Source organism: Aureimonas sp. AU20 (assembly GCF_001442755.1).
Lineage (GTDB): Bacteria > Pseudomonadota > Alphaproteobacteria > Rhizobiales > Rhizobiaceae > Aureimonas.
Genome location: NZ_CP006367.1, coordinates 961,047 through 979,784, shown reverse-complemented (window position 1 = coordinate 979,784; position 18,738 = coordinate 961,047). Strand labels below are relative to the sequence as shown.

Below are 18,738 nucleotides of genomic sequence, written 5' to 3'. Positions count from 1 at the left end.
TCACGCCTTCGCGAGCCGGTCCGCCAGAAGGCGCAGCACGCTTGCGGGATCACCGGTCACTCCCGCGCCCGGCGCCCCCTGGCGGTCGAGCGCCAGCACCGCCAGCCCATGCACCAGGGCCCAGCAGGCGAGCACGGCGTCGGGATCGTCGGTCAGCGTCGCGACGCGGGCGGCGAGCACGCCATAGGCCGTCTCGCCGCTTGGGCTCGGCGTGTCGCAGGCGCCCGAGAACATCAGGCGAAACAGCGCCGGATGGGCCTGCGCGAACCGGTAATAGGCAAGCCCCTGCGCCACCACGGCCGCGCTGCCCTCCGCCTCCGCGTCGGCTTCGAGAACGGCGGCGCGAAGCTGCTCGAAGCCATGGCCGGCGACGGCTCCCATCAGCGCGGCCTTGTCGGTGAAATGCCGGTAGGGCGCCATGGCCGAGACACCGGCCTCGCGCGCCAACGCACGCAGGCTGACATCGCTCTCGCCACGCTCCAGCGCCTGGACCGCCACCGCGATCAGCCGCTCGCGCAAAGATCCGTCTTCGGTGGCCATGCCTGTTTACACCGTACACATTCCGCGTTACGTTTACGATGTAAACAGCGAGGGCATCGTCATGCAAGCCAAACCGTATCGCCAGACGGTGGACCTTTCGGCCCATCCCGATCTTGTTCTCGTGCTTCTGGGGTTTCAGGTGCGGGGCTGGCGCGGCGTGCCGGCGCTGATGCGCATCGGGCGCGGGCTGCGAAGCCTGCGCGACCAGCCACCGGAAGGGCTGCTCTGGGACCAGCAGTTCCTTTATAGCTGGAACCATGTCGGCATTCGTCAATATTGGCGCGACCCCGAGAGTCTGGAGCGCTTCACGCGCGCGACGCCGCATTCGCTCTGGTGGCGCGATTTCTCGCGCGACGCGCAGACGTGCGGCTTCTGGCACGAGGCCTATCACGCCAAAGGCGGGGTCGAGGGGATCTACGTCAATCTGGATCGCCCCGGCGGCCTTGCCGGCTTCGCGCCCGAACGCGCCCCGACCGGCCCCTTCATGACTGGCGGCGACCGGCTGCGCGCCGACGCGGACGCGCGGCGGGCAGCCGGCTAGATCTTCGTTCGCGAGCGCATCGCCGCCGAGAGCGTGCCCTCGTCGAGATAGTCGAGCTCGCCGCCGACGGGGACGCCATGGGCGAGGCGCGTCACCGAGACCTCGAACCCGTCGAGCTGGTCGATGATGTAATGGGCCGTGGTCTGGCCCTCGACGGTGGCGTTCACTGCGATGACGATCTCCGAGATGCCGCCCTCGGCGACGCGCTCCACCAGGCGGCGGATGGTGAGATCGTCCGGCCCGACGCCTTCCAGCGGCGACAGGACGCCGCCGAGCACGTGGTAGCTGGCGTTCAGCGCCTTGGCCCGCTCCAGCGCCCAAAGGTCCGACACGTCCTCCACCACCACCACGGTGGAGCGGTCGCGTGCGGGGTCGGTGCAGATCGTGCAAGGGTCGCGCGAGTCGATATTGCCGCAATTGGAACAGATCTTCACCTCCTCGGCCGCTTCCGCCATGGCGGCGCCGAGCGGGCGAAGCAATTGCTCGCGCCGTTTCACGAGGTGCAGCGCGGCCCGGCGCGCCGAGCGGGGGCCGAGGCCGGGAAGCTTGGCGAGAAGCTGGATCAGCCGCTCGATCTCCGGACCGGCGATGGACTTGGCCATGCGGACGTCTGCTTTCGGGAAGGGGTCGTCGAAACGAGGAGCGGGCGGCCGCGCGGGGCCGCCCAGGCAGGCCTTGGGCGAAGGACTAGAAGGGCAGCTTGAGGCCGGGGGGCAGCGGCAGGCCGGCGGTGAGGGCCTGCGTCTTTTCCTGGATCAGGGCGTCGAGCTTGCGCTTGGCGTCGGCATGGGCGGCGACGATCAGGTCTTCCAGAATGTCCTTCTCGTCGGCCTTGAGGAGCGAGGGGTCGAGGTTCAGCGACTCCAGCTCGCCCGAGCCCTTCAGCGTCACCGACACGACGCCGCCGCCGGCCTGGCCCGTGGCACTCGCCTCGGCGATCTCGGCCTGCAGATTGCCCATCTTCTCCTGCATGGCCTTGGCCTGTTTCATCATGCCCATGAGATCTTTCATGCCGGGCTGCGCTCCTTGGCTGGGTTGGTCGCCGGTGTCCGGCGGTCTCGGTCAGTCGTCGTCTTCGGCTTCGCTCGGATCGAGCGAGGCGTCGAACTCCATGTCGTCATCCGGCCCGCCCATGCCAAGGTCGGGCTCGCCGACATCGTACTGCTCGGGCAGACCGTCATCGGCGAGGAAAGCCTCCGTGGGCTCCGCAGGTTCCCGCGTGGCTTCCGGCTCGGGCTCGCCGCGCAGGCGCACCTCGAGCACCTTGGCGCCCGGCATGGCGGCCAGGATCGCCGCGACATCCGGGTCGGCCTCGGCCTCGCGGATCAGCGCCGCGCGCCGCGCGGCCTCGATTTCCTCCAGCGTCTCGCCGCCGCCCGGCGCCACGCTGATCGACCAGCGCACTCCGGTCCAGTCGAAGAGGCGCTTCTGCAGATCGGCCGCGAGCGTCACCGGCGCGCCGTCGGCCGGGCAGAATTCCAGCCGCCCCGGCTCGATGCGCACGAGGCGCAGATAGCGCCGAATGCGCGCCTTCATCAGCGAATCGCGCTTCTCGGTCGCGAGCTTTTCGAGATCGCGCAGGGAGGCCGGCATGGCCTCGGGCGCCACCGGCTCCGCCGCGCCGAAGCGGGCGGGCTGCGCGTCCGGCGCGGGCGCGGCCATGCGCGCGGCCAGCGACTGGCCCCCGCCGGGAATGGTGCGCAGCTGCATGACGGGCGCGGGGGCACCCGGCCCCTCGCCGCCCGAGGGCGAAGAAGCGCGGGCATCTGTCGTGCCGCCGCCATTCGGCGAGCCGGCATTGGGCGAGCCGCCGTTCGGCCCCCCATTATTGGAACGCGCCCCCGCACCGGCGGAACCGACCGAAGCGCCGATGCGGGCGAGCTGGTCGCCGCCTTCGCGCAGGAGCTTCAGGAGCTCGTCCGGCGAGGGCAGGTCGGCGGCATGGGCGATGCGAATCAGCGCCATCTCGGCGGCCTGGCGCGGCGAGGCGGCGGCGCGCGCCTCCTCGATCGCCTTGAGCAGCATCTGCCAGACTTCCGACAGGGTGCGCACGGAGAGGCGCGCGGCGAAGTCGCGCCCGCGCTCCACCTCGTCGGGCGAAAGCGAGGCGTCGCCCGCCGTTTCCGGCACGAAGCGCAGCGAGGTGACGAGATGGGTGAAATCGGCGAGATCCGTCAGCACCACGACCGGATCGGCCCCGGCCTGATACTGCTCGGAAAACTCGCGCAGCGCGGCCGCGCCGTCGCCCTTCATCAGAAGTTCGAACAGATCCACGACGCGGGCGCGGTCGGCGAGACCCAGCATGTCGCGCACGGTGGCGGCCGAGACATGGCCCGCGCCATGGGCGATGGCCTGATCGGTAAGCGACAGCGCGTCGCGCACCGAGCCTTCCGAGGCGCGGGCGATCAGCCGCAGCGCGGGCTCCTCGGCCTCCACCTTCTCGGCGCCGAGCACGCGATTGAGATGCGCCATCATCGTGGCGGGGTCGACGCGGCGCAGGTCGAAGCGCTGGCAGCGCGACAGGACGGTGATGGGAACCTTGCGGATCTCGGTCGTGGCGAAGACGAACTTCACATGCTCGGGCGGCTCTTCCAGCGTCTTCAGCAGGCCGTTGAAGGCCTGCGTCGAGAGCATGTGCACCTCGTCGATGATATAGACCTTGTAGCGCGCCGAAACGGGGCGGTAGCGCACCTGGGCGATGATCTCGCGAATGTCGTCGATGCCGGTGTGGGAGGCGGCATCCATCTCCACCACGTCGACATGCCGGCCTTCCATGATGGCCTGATCGTGGACGCCCGGCTCGATCATGTGGATGGTCGGCTGGTGGACCGTTGCGGTCTCGTAGTTCAGGGCGCGGGCCAGGATGCGGGCCGTGGTGGTCTTGCCGACGCCGCGCACGCCCGTCAGCATCCAGGCCTGGGCGATGCGGTTCGCCTCGAAGGCGTTGGTCAGCGTGCGCACCATCGGCTCCTGGCCGATCAGGTCGTCGAAGGAGCGCGGCCGGTACTTGCGCGCAAGCACGCGATAGGAGCCCGTGGAGCGTCCCGTCTCACCCTGGTCGTGCGTGCTCTCAGCCATGCCGTCTCGTCTAGATGCGCCTTGCGCCCGGACACTAAAGGAACGGGCGTCGATTGGAACCCGCCCCGGGCCGTCCCGAGCGGCTTTTGGCCGGATGTGGGCCGATCGGCAAGCAGGCTTTCGGAAAGCCCGGCGTTCAAAGAGCCCAGCCCACGAAAAAGCGAAGCCGGCAAATCCGGGGATGGTGCGGCACCGCGCCGCAAAGTCGCCGCCTTCCGCTCAGACTGGAGGAGGAACGAATACGATCGCCCATTGCCCCCTGCCGCTCCCCTTTGCCGCCCATTGGGCCGGCACCCAGAAGAGGCCCGCTCCATGACCCTGTCCCGGTTCCAGAAGCTTCGCCGCCTCATGCTGGCACTGGGGCTGGCGGCGAGCCTTGCGCCGCTTCTCTTCATCCGGCCGGTCTGGGGCGAGGCGAATCACTTCACGATCGAGATGGCCGGCGCGGCGCTGATCGCGATCGGGATTCTGGGCCGGCTCTGGTGCACGCTCTATATCGGCGGGCGCAAGGCGCGCGAGATCGTCGATGTCGGCCCCTACTCCATGTCGCGCAATCCGCTCTACGTCTTTTCAGCGATCGCCGCGGCCGGCATGGGGGCGCAGACCGGCAGCCTCCTCATGGCGCTCGCCTTCGCGCTTCTGACCTGGCTCGCCTTTTCCGTGGTGATCCGGCGCGAAGAGCAGCATCTCGCGGCGCTGTTCGGCGCGCCCTATCTCGCCTATTGCGCGCGCGTGCCGCGCTTCCTGCCCGACCCCCGCCTGTTTCGAGACGACAACACGCTGACCGTGACGCCGCACCGGCTGTATCGCACGCTCGGAGACGGCCTGTTCTTCTTCGCCGCCATTCCCGCCTTCGAGACGATCGAGCACCTACAGCAGTCCGGCGTCATCGACGCGGCGCTCTACGTCTACTAGACCTCAGGACAGGACATGCGGGCTAGGTGTTTTGCCCGATCACGAGGCGCGAGGCTTGAGCGATGCCGGCAGTGCGGCTCGGCATTAGCGACGATGTGAGCGGGGAAAGGACGCCAGCCGGCTTCGTCCCAGGCTCCAAAACGCGCGAGCCGAAAACCCCCGCCCCGGTCGAGGCTTGGCGCAGCGCTGAAAAAGGGCGAGGAAAAGGGTGGGAGGCTGGCACGATGACCCGCGCCGGATTCACCTGGGCTGCTTCCTTCCGGACCTGACCCGGTTGGCGAGCGGCTCGTCCACCACCAACCTCCCGCCGCTCATATCGTGGAGAATTCAGCCGAATGCAAGCCGCATCCGATCACGAACTCGACGCGCGCCTTCGCGCCGACACGTTTCCTGTCCTCGACCTGCCCTTGTCCCAGCTTCTCCTAATGAACGACCGGCGCTGGCCCTGGGCCATCCTCGTGCCGCGCCGCCCGGGCATCACCGAGCTTTTCGACCTCGATGAAGCCGACCGGCATCAGCTCGACGCCGAGGCCTGCCGCGTGGCGCAGGCGCTAAAGACGCTTGCCGGCGCCGAAAAGATGAACATCGCCACCCTCGGCAATGTGGTGCGGCAGTTCCATCTCCATGTCGTCGCGCGCTCCTCGGGCGATGCGAACTGGCCCGCCCCCGTCTGGGGGTTCGGCTCGCGCCAAGCCTATTCCCCGTTCGAGGCCGAGGCGACCGTCGCCCGCCTGCAAGAAAGCCTGTCATGACAGATCAGCCCATTCGCCTCGGCTTTGCCGGCAACCGCCTCGTCCGCGACGGGGAAACGAGGGGCGAGGCGACGCTTGAAGAGGCGCTCGCGCACGAAGACGCCGGCCTTTACATCCAGGCGGACGGGCTCTGGCTGGCGCGCGCGGCGGGCGAGGCGGTGGATGCGCTGTTCGACCTGCCCGCCGCCCGGGCGATCCTCGGAGAGACCGAGATCGAGATCCTGCTCGGCCACACGGCAGAGGGCCAACCCCGCCTTGCCGCCCGACTGGGAGCGGAGCGGATCGCCGCGCTCGGCCTTGAGGGCGAAGGCGTGGAGCGAAGGCTGGGCGGCCTGCCCATGCTCGATCTGCGCGCACTCGCCATGCGGGCCGCGCTCGACGCGGACACCGAAGGCCAGTTGGCCCAGGCCGCCCATCTCCTGAACTGGCACGGCTCGGCGCGCTTCTGTGGGCGTTGCGGCTCGCCCACCGTCTCCGATTCGGCAGGCTTTCGGCGGCGCTGCACGGCCTGCGACCACATGATCTTTCCGCGCACCGACCCGGTGTCGATCATGCTGGTGCATGACGGGGCGGGGAACTGCCTGCTCGGGCGCCAGCCGCATTTTCCCGAGAAGATGTGGTCCTGCCTCGCCGGCTTCATCGAGGCGGGCGAGACGATCGAGGACGCGGTGCGGCGCGAGACCTTCGAGGAGGCCGGGCTCATGGTCGGCGCGGTCGCCTACCACTCGTCCCAACCCTGGCCCTTTCCTGGCTCGCTGATGATCGGCTGCATGGCCCATGCGCTGACGCGGGAGATCCATTTCGACGGGCTGGAACTGGAGGACTGCCGCTGGTTCAGCCGCGAGGCGGTGCGGGCCATGCTGGAGGAGCGGCACGAGGAGGGCATCACGCTGCCAGCGCCGTTCGCCATCGCGCACCATCTGATCCGTGCCTTTTGCGAAGGCAAAGAGAGTGCGATTGCCGCCATTTGAGGCAGAAGCTTAACCGAAGATGAAGAGCGAACTGGTCATGCCATGCGCAGGCTGCACAACTGGCGTGCAGAGTTTGCTCTCCTAGAAGGCAGGTCGGAGGCGTATATCAGGGTCAACGAACGAACCCACTGGAACAATCCGATGATCACCGACATCGCCTCCCGCCTCCGCAATTTCCGCTCGCACCGCCGCACCGTTGCCGAGCTCGCCCGCATGGACGACCGCATGCTGAGCGACATCGGCGTTCTGCGCGGCGACATCGAGCGCATGGTCCGCGTAGGCCGCTAAGCGCGCGCGACCTTCGAAGCCTCCAAGGTTTCAAATGACGAAAGCCCCGCCGAGCGGGGCTTTTTGCTGTCTGGACCTTAGAGTCTGTTTGGAAACTCGGCCGGGTCGGTCCAACGGGTCTTTTTCGCTGTCGCTTCGTTGCCAATCCTCGCCGATGCCGCCGGCATCGACTGCGGTTGGCGTCTCGCGACACCCAAAAGTCCCTCGCCGGCCCTCCGCCGCCGAGTTTCCAAACAGACTCTTGGATGACGAAAGCGGCGGCCGAAGCCGCCCTTGCCTATTCGCCGATAGCGGGCGCTGGAATGTCGGGCCGGTTGGCCGCCGCCGGGTAGACGCCGAGAATGGCGAGGCGCTTGGAGAAGAAGGCCAGTTCCTCCAGCGCGTGGGCGACGCCGACATCCTCCGGGTGGCCCTCGATATCGGCATAGAACTGCGTCGCCACGAACTTGCCTTCCAGCTGGTAGCTTTCGAGCTTGGTCATGTTGACGCCGTTGGTGGCAAAGCCGCCCAGCGCCTTGTAGAGCGCGGCCGCGACGTTGCGCACTTCGAACACGAAGGTCGTCACCACGCGCTGGCCGTTGTTGGCGGCCCAGAGCGCCTTGCCCGCCTCCTTGCGTGTGAGAACGACGAAGCGCGTGGCGTTGTGCTCGGCGTCCTCGACATTCTCGGCCAGGATGTCGAGCCCGTAGAGCTCGGCCGCCAGACGCGGCGCGAGGGCGGCGACGTTGCGCTCCTCCATTTCCGAGACGATGCGCGCGGCGCCGGCCGTGTCGCCCGAAACCACCGGCTTCCAGCCATTGCGCCGGATGATGCCCCGGCACTGGCCGAGCGCATGGACATGGCTGTGCACCTCGGAAATCTCCGAGAGCTTCGTGCCGCGCTTGGCCATGAGCTGAAAACGGATCGGCAGGAAGAACTCGCCGACGATATGCAGGCCCGAGGCGGGCAGGAGATGGTGAACGTCGGCGACGCGCCCCGCCAGCGTGTTCTCGATCGGGATCATGGCGAGATCGGCCGCGCCGTTCTGCACGGCGGCGAAGGCGTCCTCGAAGCTCGGGCAGGGCAAGGGCTCGAGCCCGGGATACATGGTCTGGCAGGCCATGTCGGAATTGGCGCCGCGCTCGCCCTGGAAGGCGATGCGCCCGGTGCGCGTGGGCGGCCGGAAGGCGCGGCGCGCTTCCTCCAGCTGATAGGCCGTGTCGACGCCGAGCGGCACGGCATCGACGATCTCGGCGTCGATCCGCATCCCCGCTTCCAGCGCGCGCAGCTGCTCCAGCCGCTCGCGCATCTCCAGCGGCGAAGGCGGCAGCGCCACGAAGCGCTCCAGCGCGGCGCGGCGATAGGCATAGATGCCGACATGGTGGAACAGCGGACCCTCGCCCGTCGGGGCGGTGGCACGGGTGAAATAGAGCGCGTTCAGCCGGCGGTCGCCGTTCGGCGTGCCGATCAGCTTCACGACATTGGGATCCTTCGCGTCGGCCTCGGTCGCGATCTCCACCACGACGGTCGCGATATCGCAGGCCGGGTTCTCGAAGGGCTTCAGCACGGCGCGCACCGTGTCCGGCTCGATGGTCGGCAGATCCCCTTGCAGGTTGACGATCACGTCCACCTCGCCGACCGGGTCGATCGCCCGCAAGGCCTCGAAGATGCGGTCCGAGCCGGACGGGTGGTCGGCGCGCGTCATCACCGCCTCGAAGCCCGCCGCCTCCACCGCGCGCAGCACCTCCGCGCTGTCGGTCGCCACCACGACGCGGCCGATCGCGGCGTCGCGCGCCCGCTCCGCCACGCGCACGATCATCGGCGCGCCGGCGATGTCGGCCAGTGGCTTGTTGGGCAGGCGCGTCGAGGCAAGGCGCGCGGGAATGAGGACGAGTGTGGACATGACAAGGATTCCGGCCCGAATGCGCGCCATCTCGCGCCCGAATGCGCGAGATAGTACGGAGCTGTGACAGGTGGGCGCTTGATCCATTCCGGACGGAATGTCAGAACGCTTCCAGACTTTGCGTGCCTTTGGAAAGCTGGGGGACCGAAGGCTGGCGCGAGAGGGCGAACCAGCCGGCCTCCCGAGCTATCGAAAGACACGCCAGGGGGCTTATAGGGGGTGCCGTCACACGGCAAAAGCCCCGATGCGTTTCGAGGGAAAGGAGAAACTCTCTTTTCCCGCCCGAAACGGAAATGAGATTACGGAGGCCGGGGCAACAGCTGCGAAGCGGCTGGGGTTGCGGCATCCGACACGACGTGTCCGCAGTGTTCGCCGGTCGCCGGGCCGGTTGGAGAGGGAGCCGCCCAGCAACATGGATTCATTCGAGGCCAATAAGATCTTCGGCGCCATTCTGGGCTCCGTGTTCGTTCTGTTCGGCGGCAGCCTTCTGGCCGAAGCCATCTTCCATTCCGAAGCGCCGGAAAAGCCGGGATTCGCCATCACCGCCGCCGAGCCGACCGCTAGCGGCGGCGCGGCGCCGGCTGCCAACGAGGTGACGCCGGTCGGCAAGATCATGCAGACCGCCAACGCCGAGGCGGGCGCGGCCGTGTTCAAGCGCTGCCAGGCCTGCCATAGCGGCGAGAAGGGCGGCCCCAACAAGGTCGGTCCCGACCTCTGGGGCATCGTGAACCGGCCCATGGCCGCGCACGAAGGCTTCTCCTATTCCGCGGCGATGACCGAGTTCTCCAAGGGCAAGACCGTCGCCTGGGACTGGGATCACCTGAACCACTTCCTGCACGGCCCCAAGCAGTACATTTCCGGCACGGCCATGGGCTTTGCCGGCCTGCCGAAGGACCAGGAGCGGGCCGATCTCCTGGCCTATCTCGGAACGCTGGCCGACAGCCCGGTTCCCCCGCCCGCGCCCGATGCCGGCGCGAGCGAGGCGGCCGCCGAGGCCCCGGCCGAGGGCGACGCCGCCGCGCCGGCCCCGACCAATCCGGCCACCACCACAAACACCGGCACGGTGGGCAACGATCCGGTGACGCAGCCACAGGGCGCCGGCACGACCGACGCCACCACGGGCGCGACGCCGACCACCCCGCCATCGGGCGCCGTGCCTGTGACCGGCGGCAACGCGACCTCGGCACCGCCGCAGGCGCCGACCCCGGCCGAGGCGCAGAACCCCGGCAACGCTCCGGCCCCGCCGGCTCCGCTGCCCGACGCACCGGCAGCGCCCGCCCCCGCTGCCCCGGCGGCCCCTGCCCCGGCGCAGTGATCGCAGCCGACTGACACCGAAAAGGCCGGGCGGCAACGCCCGGCCTTTTCGTGTTGTGGCAACGCTTAACTGCTTCTCATGGTGGCTTTGCGCGGAAGCCGGCGCCCGCTGCGACAGTTCGCCCCGCGTGATGGAAGCGGCCCTCGTACCGGCCGCTGCAAGACCGCCGCTACGCCGCGCCGCCAAAACCTGCGGGCATGGACACGAGCGCTGCGAAGATTACACTTTGCCGTATGAAGCGCCTCCCGCCCGAGGATGGCCATATTGATCCCGCCGTCTGTACGGGCTGGGCCGTCTCGGCCTTGTCCGTGCCCCTCCCATCTGGAGTTCGTCTTGCCGATCGCATCCCGCGCCGCCTCCCTCCTTCTCGCGTCCGCGCTTCTCGCCGGCACCGCGCTGCCCAGCTTCGCGCAAGGGGCGCCCACGCAGGCGGAACAAGCCGGCACCGCCGCCGCACCGGCGGCCCAGGAAGGCGAATGGAAGACGTGGTCCTCGCTGGTTGGACCGTCCAAATACGCGAGCGACTTCAAGCACTACGACTATGTGAACCCGGATGCGCCGAAGGGCGGCGTGCTCAATCAGGTCGCGCCCGGCACCTATGACAGCTTCAACCCGTTCATCGTCCGTGGCACCCCGGCGGCCGGCATGGCAAACGGCCCCGGCGGCTTCGGTGGCGGCCTGATCTACGACACGCTGACCTCGCAATCGCCCGACGAAGGCGCGACCTCGCATGGGATGATCGCCGAAGCCATGCGCTTCGCGCCCGATTATTCGTCCGCGACGTTCCGGCTCGACAAGCGTGCGAAATGGCATGACGGGCAGCCCATCACCGTCGAGGACGTGCTCTGGAGCTTCGAAACGCTGCGGTCGCTGCATCCGCAATGGACGAGCTACTATCACAACGTCGTCAAGGCCGAGCAGACCGGCGAGAACGAAGTCACCTTCACCTTCGACCAGGCCGGGAACCGGGAGCTTCCCAACATCATGGGCGATCTCGTCGTCCTCCCCAAGCACTGGTGGACGGGAACCGATGCCAACGGAAAGGCGCGCGACATCACCCAGCCGACGCTGGAACCGCCGCTTGGGTCCGGCCCCTACAAGATCGCCTCGTGGCGCCCCGGCGACTCCATCGAATGGGAGCGCGTTCCCGATGCCTGGGCCGCCGACCATCCCGTCAATGTCGGGCGCTACAATTTCGACCGTATCCGATATGTCTATATCCGCGATTCGAACGCGAGTTGGGAAGCCTTCAAGAAGGGCGGACTGGACGACTGGCGGATCGAGAACAGCTCGCAGCGCTGGACCAACGGCTATAATTTCCCGGCTGCCGTTGATGGCCGGGTCGTCAAGAAGACGCTCGAAGACCATCAGGTCAAATCGATGCAGGCCTATGTTCTCAACAACCGGCTGCCGAAATTCTCCGACCCGCGCGTGCGAAAAGCCCTGACGCTCGCGTTCAACTTCGAGGATATGAACCGCAACATCTTCTTCGGCCTGAACGAGCGGATCAGCAGCTACTGGTTCAACAGCGAGTTGGCGGCGACGGGTCTGCCCAGCGAAGGGGAGCTGAAATATCTGGAACCGCTGCGGGGCCAGATCCCGGACGAGGTCTTCACGCAGGAGTTCAAGCTCCCGGTCTACGACACGCCCGCCGCGACCCGAGACCATCTGCGCGAGGCGCTCGCCCTTCTGCGCGAGGCCGGCTATCGAACGGAGGGCACGACCTTGGTGGATGCCGCCGGCAAGCCCTTCACCATCGAGTTTCTGGGAGACGACCCCAGCGACACCCGGGTCCTCGAACCCTATGCCAGACAACTCGAACGGTTGGGTATCCGCACCAATGTTCGCATCGTGGACGGTGCGCAATATATCGATCGGATGCGCAATTTCGACTTCGAATCCGTCGGAATGGCCTACTATCCGCAGTCCGTCTCGCCGGGCAACGAGCAGCGCGACTTCTGGGGTTCGGCTGCGGCCGACAGTCCGGGCAGCCGCAACTATGCCGGCGTCAAGAGCCCCGTGGTGGACAAGCTGATCGACGATATCGTCTTCGCCCCGGACCGTGCGTCTCTGGTCGCCGCGACGCGCGCGCTCGACCGGGTCATGCTCTGGAACTGGTATGTCGTGCCGCAATGGACGCGGACCCAGACGTGGCTGTCCTACTGGAACAAGTTCGGCATGCCCGAGAAGCAGCCGGCCTATGCCGGGATCGACCCGTTCTCTTGGTGGGTGAAGGGCGAGGTGCCCGTCAACACGCCGGCCGACGCGGCGGCGGCGGAGAAGGCCGATCCGGCCGCGCCGCCCGCCATCCCCCCCGCGCAGCCCCCGGTCACGCCGTGACGGAGAGCTTCCGCATCCTGTCGCGCCGGGACTTCGGCAAGCTGGCGCTCGCCGGGGCGGCGCTCGCGAGCGCGCCCGGCCGCCTTTTCGCCGCCAGCCCCCCGGACACCAAGCTGCATGGGCTTTCGGCCTTCGGCGATGTGAAATATCCCGCCGGCTACGAGCGGTTCGACTATGCCAGCCCGGAAGCGCCGGAGGGTGGGCGCTTCGTGTTCACCGTGCCGAACTGGGTCCTCAATCAGGCGCCCGACACGTTCGACACGTTCAACACCTTCATCCTGCAGGGCAACGCGCCGCCGCGTATCGAGCTGCTTTATGAAGGGCTGATGCTCTCCACCCTAGACGAGCCGGACGCGATCTACTGCCATCTGGCGGAAAGCGTCTCGGTCTCGGCGGACGGCAACACGTTCCGCTTCGAGCTTCGGCCGGAGGCGCGTTTTTCCACCGGGGCGCCCGTGCTGGCCGGGGACGTCGCCTTCTCTTATCGCACGATGAAGGCCGAGGGGCATCCGAGCCTTGCCATCGCGCTGGCGGAAGTGGCCGAGGTGACGGCGGAGGGCGAGCGCACGGTCGCGATCCGCTTCACCGGGCGCCAGACGCTGCCGACCGCGCTTCAGGCCCTGTCGATCCCGATCGTTCCCGAGAGCTTCTTCAAGGACCGCCGCTTCACCGAGGGCGGCTTTACCGAGATCCCGGGCTCGGGTCCCTATAAGGTCGGCCGCTACATCGCGGGGCGCTTCATCGAATACGAGAAGCGAGCGGACCATTGGGCCAAGGACATGCCCTTCTCGCGCGGGCTCGACCATTTCCAGACGATCCGCGTCGAGTTCTTCCGCGACCGGCAGGCCGCACTGGAGGCCTTCAAGAAAGGCGACTCGACGTTCCGCGAGGAGTTCACGACGCGGGCCTGGGCAACGGAATACGACTTCCCTGCCCTTCGCGCCGGGCGCGTGAAGAAGGCGCAGATCCCGGGCGAGAAATGGCCGCGCTTCCAGTGCTGGGCGCTGAACCAGCGGCGCCAGCAGTTCGTGGACGCGCGGGTGCGGCGCGCCATCAATCTCTGCTTCGACTTCGAATGGACCAACGCCAATCTTCTCTACGGGCTGCGCGTCCATTCGCAGTCGCCCTTCGAGAACTCCGACTTCGTGGCGACGGGTGCCCCCTCGCCCGAGGAGCTGGCGCTTCTGGAGCCGCTGCGCGCCGACCTGCCAGCGGAAGTCTTCGGCGAAGTCTGGCGCCAGCCGGTCTCGGACGGGTCGGGGACCGACCGGCGGCTCCTGCGCGAGGCCTCGACGCTGCTTCAGGCCGCCGGCTGGACACGCAAGGGCTCGCAGCTGGTGGACGCGAAAGGCACGGTGTTCCGGCTGGAATTCCTCATCAACGACCCCGAGCAGGCCCGCGTCTACGGCAAGATGATCGAGAACATGAAGCTTCTCGGCATCGACGCATCGATGCGTCTGGTGGACGCCGCGCAATATCAGGACCGGCAGAACCGCTTCGACTTCGACATGATCCTCGGCGCCTTCTCGTTCAATGGCACGCCGACGCGCGAGGGCATGGGCCTGTTCTTCGGCTCGGCGGCGCGCGAGCGGAACGGCTCCTACAACTATCCCGGCACGGCGAGCCCGGCGGTGGACGCCTTGATCGACAGGATCGGCGAGGCCAAGAGCCGCGCCGATCTCGTCACCGCCATGCGCGCGCTCGACCGGGTGCTGCGCTGGCGGCTCGACTGGCTGCCTAATATCGGCTCGCCCGGCCACAACATCGCCTGGTGGGACATGTTCGGCTTTCGGGACGAGAAGCCCGATTACGGGTTTCCGGTGGAACGCCTCTGGTGGTACGACGAATCCAAGGCGAAGGCGGCGGGGCGCGCTTGAGCGGCGACGCCCGCCGCCCTCCCCCTCGCATGACCGCCCCCCTTTGGAACCGGTGAATGGCCGCCTATATCCTTCGACGTCTGGCTCTCATGATTCCGACCCTGTTCGGGATCATGGCCGTTTCCTTCATTGTCATCCAGTTCGCGCCGGGCGGGCCGGTGGAACAGGTCATCGCCGGGCTGCAGGGCCAGGGCGGCGGCGCGGCCGACCGGCTGGGCGGCGGGGGCGGCGATCTGGCGGCCCAGAGCGGCGACACGTCGGGCTATCGCGGCGCGCAGGGGCTCGACCCCGAATTCATCAAGCGGCTGGAGGTGCAGTTCGGCTTCGACAAGCCGGCCTATGTCCGCTTCGGCGAGATGATCTGGAACTATGCCCGCTTCGACTTCGGAACGAGCTTCTTCTCCAACGCGACGGTCATCGACCTGATCGTCCAGAAACTGCCGGTGTCGATCTCGCTCGGCCTGTGGATCACGCTTCTGTCCTACGTCATCTCGATCCCGCTCGGCATCCGCAAGGCGCTGAAGGAGGGCTCGCGCTTCGACACCTGGACCAGCGCCGTCATCATCGTCGCCTATGCGATCCCCGGCTTCCTCTTCGCGGTTCTCTTGATCGTTCTCTTTGCCGGCGGCTCGTTTCTGGACTGGTTCCCGCTGCGGGGCCTCACCTCCGACAATTGGGCCCAGCTTTCCTGGCCGGATCGGATCGTGGACTATTTCTGGCACCTGACGCTGCCGCTCATCGCCCTGGCGCTTTCGGCCTTCGCCACCACGACGCTGCTCACCAAGAACTCGTTCCTGGACGAGATCCGCAAGCAATATGTCACCACCGCGCGGGCCAAGGGCCTCAGCGAGCGGCGCGTGCTTTACGGCCATGTCTTCCGCAACGCGATGCTCATCATCGTCGCCGGTTTTCCCGGCGCCTTCATCTCGGCCTTCTTCTCCGGCTCGCTCCTGATCGAGACCATCTTCTCGCTGGACGGGCTGGGGCTTCTTTCCTTCGAGAGCATCTACAAGCGCGACTATCCCGTGGTCTTCGCCACGCTCTACATCTTCTCGCTGATGGGCCTCCTGACCACGCTGATCTCCGACCTCACCTATACCTGGATCGATCCGCGCATCGATTTCGAGCGGCGGGAGGTCTGATCCATGGTCAGCTTGCAGGGCCGCCCGCCCGAGACGATCAAGGCCGAGGACGCCAAGGCCGATTCCGGCGCTCTGGCGCAGATGGCGCCGCCGATGGAGACGCTGCGCCCACCGCGCCTTTCGCCTTTGAACCAACGCCGCTGGCAGAACTTCAAGGGCCATCGGCGCGGCTGGTGGTCGCTCTGGATCTTCCTCGTGCTCTTCGTGGTGACGCTCGGCGCCGAGTTCGTCGCCAACGACCGGCCGGTGCTGATCTCCTACAAGGGCGAGTACTACGCGCCGATCTTCAAGGACTATCCGGAAGAGGTCTTCGGCGGCTTCCTGCCCGTCACCAACTACCGCGACCCCTTCATTCAGGAGGAGATCGCGGCCAATGGCTGGATGGTCTGGCCGCCGATCCGTTATTCCTATGCCAGCGTCAACAACGAGATCCCGGTTCCCGCCCCCTCGCCGCCGTCCTGGACCTTCTCGAAGGAGGAGCGTTGCGCCCGTTACCCCGGCGGTGTCAGTGATCCCAACTGCACGATCGGCAACTGGAATTGGCTCGGCACGGACGATCAGGCGCGCGACGTTCTCGCCCGGCTGATCTACGGTTTCCGCGTCTCTGTCCTGTTCGGCCTGATCCTGACCGCCGCCTCGGCCGTGATCGGCGTCTTCGCCGGCGCGGTGCAGGGCTATTTCGGCGGCTGGGTCGATCTTCTCTTCCAGCGCTTCATCGAGATCTGGAGTTCGATCCCGGTTCTCTATCTGCTCTTGATCGTCGCCGCGATCCTGCCGCCGGGCTTCTGGATTCTGCTGGGCATCATGCTGCTCTTCTCCTGGGTCTCGTTCGTGGGCGTGGTGCGCGCCGAGTTCCTGCGCGCGCGCAACTTCGAATATGTGAACGCGGCGCGCGCGCTCGGCGTCGGCGACTGGACCATCATGGGCCGCCACCTCCTTCCCAACGCCATGGTGGCGACGCTGACCTTCCTGCCCTTCATCCTGAACGGCTCGATCACGACGCTGACCTCGCTCGACTTCCTCGGCTTCGGCTTGCCGCCCGGCTCGCCCTCGCTGGGCGAGCTTCTGGCGCAGGGGCGCAACAATCTCCAGGCCCCCTGGCTCGGCATTTCCGGCTTCGTCGTCCTCTCTCTGATGCTGTCGCTGCTCGTCTTCATCGGCGAGGCGGTGCGCGACGCCTTCGACCCCCGCAAGAGCTTCCGGTGACGTAAGATGGGCGAACACAAGCGGATCGTGATAGAGGACTATCCCGTCGAGAACCTGCCCGAGGAACTGCGCGGCGGGATCGAGCCGGGGCACCGGGTGACGGTGACGGTGGAAGAGGCGTCGGATCGCTGGTCCGATCTGTTCCGGCGGATCGACGCCTATCAGAGCGCCAACGCACGGCCCGTCACCACCGAGGAGGCCGTCGCGCGCGTGCGTGCGCTTCGAGACGAGTGGGACTGACGGCCGTGGCTGCGGTCTATCTCGACGCCAATATCCTGATCGAATCCGTGGAAGGCCCGCATGCGGACTTCCTGCGTCTCGTGCGCCGTCTCACCGGTGAGGGGCGCCGCTTCGTGACGAGCGAACTCACGCTGGCGGAGGTGCTGACCAAGCCTTTCGCCGAGGCATCATCCGATCTCCTTTGCATCTACGAGGATCTTCTCGCGGCGGACGGGCTGGTGGAAACGCTGCCGGTCGACCGCGCGGTGCTACGCGAGAGCGCCCGGCTGCGGGCCGAGATCGGGGCGAAGCTGCCGGACATGATCCATCTGGCGACGGCCCGTCTGGCAGGCTGCGAGATTCTGGTTTCGAACGACAAGCGTCTGCGCGACAAGGGGCCTATCGAACGGCTCTCCATTCTCGAGGCTGCGAAAAGGCTGCAACTGCCATGAGCGCGCATCACCACGACCATTCCCACGGCTCGCACGCCCATGCCGGCGGGCACGCCCATGGCGAGGGGCACGACCACGCCGCCCATGCGAGCGAGCGCCGGCTGGCGATCGCGGCGGGGCTGACCGGCCTCTTCATGCTGGCCGAAGTGGCGGGCGGGCTGATCTCGAACTCGCTGGCGCTGCTTGCCGACGCCGGGCACATGCTGGTGGACTTCGCCGGGTTGGCGCTGGCCTTCCTCGCCATCCGCATGGCGCGCCGCCCGGCCGATGCGCGCCGCTCCTTCGGCTACGACCGGTTCCAGATCCTCGTCGCCTATTCCAACGGTCTCGTCCTTTTCGGCATCACCGGCATCATCCTGTTCGAGGCCTGGCGGCGCCTGTCGGACCCCGTGCCCATCCTGGCTGGGCCGATGTTCGCGGTGGCGGTGGGCGGCCTTCTCGTCAACATCGCCGCCTTCTTCGTCCTGCATGGCGGCGACAAGGAGGATCTGAACCTGCGCGGCGCGCTCTTGCACGTGATGGGCGATCTCCTCGGCTCCGTCGCTGCCATCGTCGCCTCGCTGGTCATCTGGCGCACGGGCTGGACGCCGATCGACCCGATCCTCTCGGTGCTGGTCTGCCTCCTGATCCTCACCAATGCTTGGCGACTGGTGCGCGAATCCGGGCATGTCCTTCTCGAAGGCGCGCCGGCAGGCGTCGATGGAGCCGGCATCGCCGGCAGACTGACGGGCCGGGTCGAGGGTCTGGCGGATGTTCATCACGTTCATGTCTGGATGATTACCCCGAAGCGCCGCGCCGCGACGCTTCACGCGCGGCTGGCGCCGGGCGCGGACGGGCCAGGCGTCGTGCGCGCCATCAAGGTGACGCTGCGCGAGGAGTTCGCCATTGGCCACGCGACGGTCGAGGTCGAGGGCGACATCTGCGCCGACGGCGCGCTTGGCTGCACCGACGCGCAGGCGCACGATCATGACCATGACCATGACCATGACCATGACCATGACCATGACCACGATCATTCGCAGGATCAAGGACACGATCAGGGTGGCCGTCACGACCATGGGCATGCTCACGAACACGTGCCGGCCCATGTGCACGGGCCGGGCTGCAGCCACGACCATCACGACCACGACTCCGCCCCTGGCGCGCACGGCTCGGCACACCGCGACGAGACCGCGACGCCGGCCGGCCCGTTGAACGCCCGTCCGGCCTGAGGAGAGCCC

At 67.6% G+C, this 18,738-nt stretch carries 18 protein-coding genes, 1 other RNA gene and 1 pseudogene; 13 read left to right on the top strand and 7 right to left on the bottom strand.

Annotated elements, in window-relative coordinates:
- Window positions 1-540 carry a TetR/AcrR family transcriptional regulator gene (locus M673_RS04520; protein ID WP_082639169.1) on the bottom strand — a complete coding sequence of 180 codons (540 nt, stop codon included), beginning with the start codon at window positions 538-540 and terminating at the stop codon, window positions 1-3.
- 61 nt (window positions 541-601) lie between these two features.
- Here M673_RS04520 and M673_RS04515 point away from each other — a divergent pair, with 61 nt between their 5' ends.
- Complete coding sequence (locus tag M673_RS04515; protein ID WP_061973943.1) at window positions 602-1,081, top strand: phenylacetaldoxime dehydratase family protein; 480 nt, start codon at window positions 602-604, stop codon at window positions 1,079-1,081.
- On the opposite strand, the gene recR is transcribed toward M673_RS04515, so the two are convergent.
- The 3 genes from recR to M673_RS04500 all read right to left on the bottom strand — a co-directional run bounded on the left by recR (window position 1,078) and on the right by M673_RS04500 (window position 4,159).
- Window positions 1,078-1,683, bottom strand: coding sequence for a recombination mediator RecR (gene recR, locus M673_RS04510; RefSeq protein WP_061973941.1), 606 nt, complete (start codon window positions 1,681-1,683; stop codon window positions 1,078-1,080). The genes M673_RS04515 and recR overlap by 4 nt on opposite strands.
- Window positions 1,684-1,768: 85 nt before the next feature.
- Window positions 1,769-2,092 carry a YbaB/EbfC family nucleoid-associated protein gene (locus tag M673_RS04505; RefSeq protein ID WP_061973939.1) on the bottom strand — a complete coding sequence of 108 codons (324 nt, stop codon included), beginning with the start codon at window positions 2,090-2,092 and terminating at the stop codon, window positions 1,769-1,771.
- Window positions 2,093-2,143: 51 nt separating this feature from the next.
- Window positions 2,144-4,159: a DNA polymerase III subunit gamma/tau gene (locus tag M673_RS04500; RefSeq protein ID WP_061973937.1), complete on the bottom strand. Its 2,016-nt coding sequence runs from the start codon at window positions 4,157-4,159 to the stop codon at window positions 2,144-2,146.
- Window positions 4,160-4,471: 312 nt separating this feature from the next.
- Here M673_RS04500 and M673_RS04495 point away from each other — a divergent pair, with 312 nt between their 5' ends.
- Complete coding sequence (locus M673_RS04495; protein WP_061973935.1) at window positions 4,472-5,074, top strand: methyltransferase family protein; 603 nt, start codon at window positions 4,472-4,474, stop codon at window positions 5,072-5,074.
- A gap of 208 nt (window positions 5,075-5,282) precedes the next feature.
- Here M673_RS04495 and ffs read toward each other — a convergent pair.
- An RNA gene (gene ffs, locus M673_RS04490) (signal recognition particle sRNA small type) lies at window positions 5,283-5,379 on the bottom strand.
- Between the two features lie 30 nt (window positions 5,380-5,409).
- Between ffs and M673_RS04485 the strand changes: the two genes are divergently transcribed.
- The 3 genes from M673_RS04485 (at window position 5,410) to M673_RS24060 (ending at window position 7,085) form a co-directional block, all read left to right on the top strand.
- On the top strand, window positions 5,410-5,826 hold the full coding sequence (locus M673_RS04485) for an HIT family protein (RefSeq protein ID WP_061973933.1): 417 nt from the start codon (window positions 5,410-5,412) through the stop codon (window positions 5,824-5,826).
- On the top strand, window positions 5,823-6,797 hold the full coding sequence (gene nudC, locus M673_RS04480; RefSeq protein ID WP_061973932.1) for an NAD(+) diphosphatase: 975 nt from the start codon (window positions 5,823-5,825) through the stop codon (window positions 6,795-6,797). Before M673_RS04485 ends, nudC begins: the two co-directional genes overlap by 4 nt.
- Window positions 6,798-6,938: 141 nt before the next feature.
- Window positions 6,939-7,085: a DUF1127 domain-containing protein gene (locus M673_RS24060; RefSeq protein ID WP_148639972.1), complete on the top strand. Its 147-nt coding sequence runs from the start codon at window positions 6,939-6,941 to the stop codon at window positions 7,083-7,085.
- A 277-nt stretch (window positions 7,086-7,362) separates the two neighbouring features.
- Here M673_RS24060 and M673_RS24785 read toward each other — a convergent pair whose 3' ends face one another.
- Together M673_RS24785 and M673_RS24855 are read right to left on the bottom strand one after the other, a co-directional pair.
- Window positions 7,363-8,271 (bottom strand): prephenate dehydratase, encoded by a 909-nt coding sequence (locus tag M673_RS24785; protein WP_274534675.1) that lies wholly within the window; start codon window positions 8,269-8,271, stop codon window positions 7,363-7,365.
- Window positions 8,257-8,967, bottom strand: a pseudogene (locus M673_RS24855) (3-deoxy-manno-octulosonate cytidylyltransferase); the annotation flags it as partial. The pseudogene M673_RS24855 and the gene M673_RS24785, both read right to left, overlap by 15 nt.
- Before the next feature lie 412 nt (window positions 8,968-9,379).
- Here M673_RS24855 and M673_RS04470 point away from each other — a divergent pair.
- The 8 genes from M673_RS04470 (at window position 9,380) to M673_RS04435 (ending at window position 18,729) form a co-directional block, all read left to right on the top strand.
- Entirely contained in the window at window positions 9,380-10,282 is a 903-nt protein-coding gene (locus M673_RS04470) for a c-type cytochrome (protein ID WP_061973930.1), read from the top strand.
- Between the two features lie 396 nt (window positions 10,283-10,678).
- A complete protein-coding gene (locus tag M673_RS04465) occupies window positions 10,679-12,622 on the top strand; it encodes an extracellular solute-binding protein (protein WP_061977661.1) in 1,944 nt (647 codons plus the stop codon).
- Complete coding sequence (locus M673_RS04460; protein WP_061973928.1) at window positions 12,619-14,499, top strand: extracellular solute-binding protein; 1,881 nt, start codon at window positions 12,619-12,621, stop codon at window positions 14,497-14,499. The genes M673_RS04465 and M673_RS04460 overlap by 4 nt, the downstream gene beginning before the upstream one ends.
- A 56-nt stretch (window positions 14,500-14,555) precedes the next feature.
- Window positions 14,556-15,641, top strand: a complete 1,086-nt coding sequence (locus tag M673_RS04455) for a microcin C ABC transporter permease YejB (protein ID WP_061973925.1) — start codon at window positions 14,556-14,558, stop codon at window positions 15,639-15,641.
- Between the two features lie 81 nt (window positions 15,642-15,722).
- Window positions 15,723-16,847 (top strand): ABC transporter permease, encoded by a 1,125-nt coding sequence (locus M673_RS04450; RefSeq protein ID WP_061977660.1) that lies wholly within the window; start codon window positions 15,723-15,725, stop codon window positions 16,845-16,847.
- Between the two features lie 6 nt (window positions 16,848-16,853).
- The gene (locus tag M673_RS04445) at window positions 16,854-17,087 is read left to right on the top strand and encodes a hypothetical protein (RefSeq protein ID WP_061973923.1); all 234 of its coding nucleotides are present in this window, start codon (window positions 16,854-16,856) and stop codon (window positions 17,085-17,087) included.
- Between the two features lie 5 nt (window positions 17,088-17,092).
- The gene (locus M673_RS04440) at window positions 17,093-17,518 is read left to right on the top strand and encodes a type II toxin-antitoxin system VapC family toxin (protein ID WP_187301296.1); all 426 of its coding nucleotides are present in this window, start codon (window positions 17,093-17,095) and stop codon (window positions 17,516-17,518) included.
- Window positions 17,515-18,729, top strand: coding sequence for a cation diffusion facilitator family transporter (locus M673_RS04435; protein WP_061973919.1), 1,215 nt, complete (start codon window positions 17,515-17,517; stop codon window positions 18,727-18,729). The genes M673_RS04440 and M673_RS04435 overlap by 4 nt, the downstream gene beginning before the upstream one ends.
- Window positions 18,730-18,738: the final 9 nt, after the last annotated feature.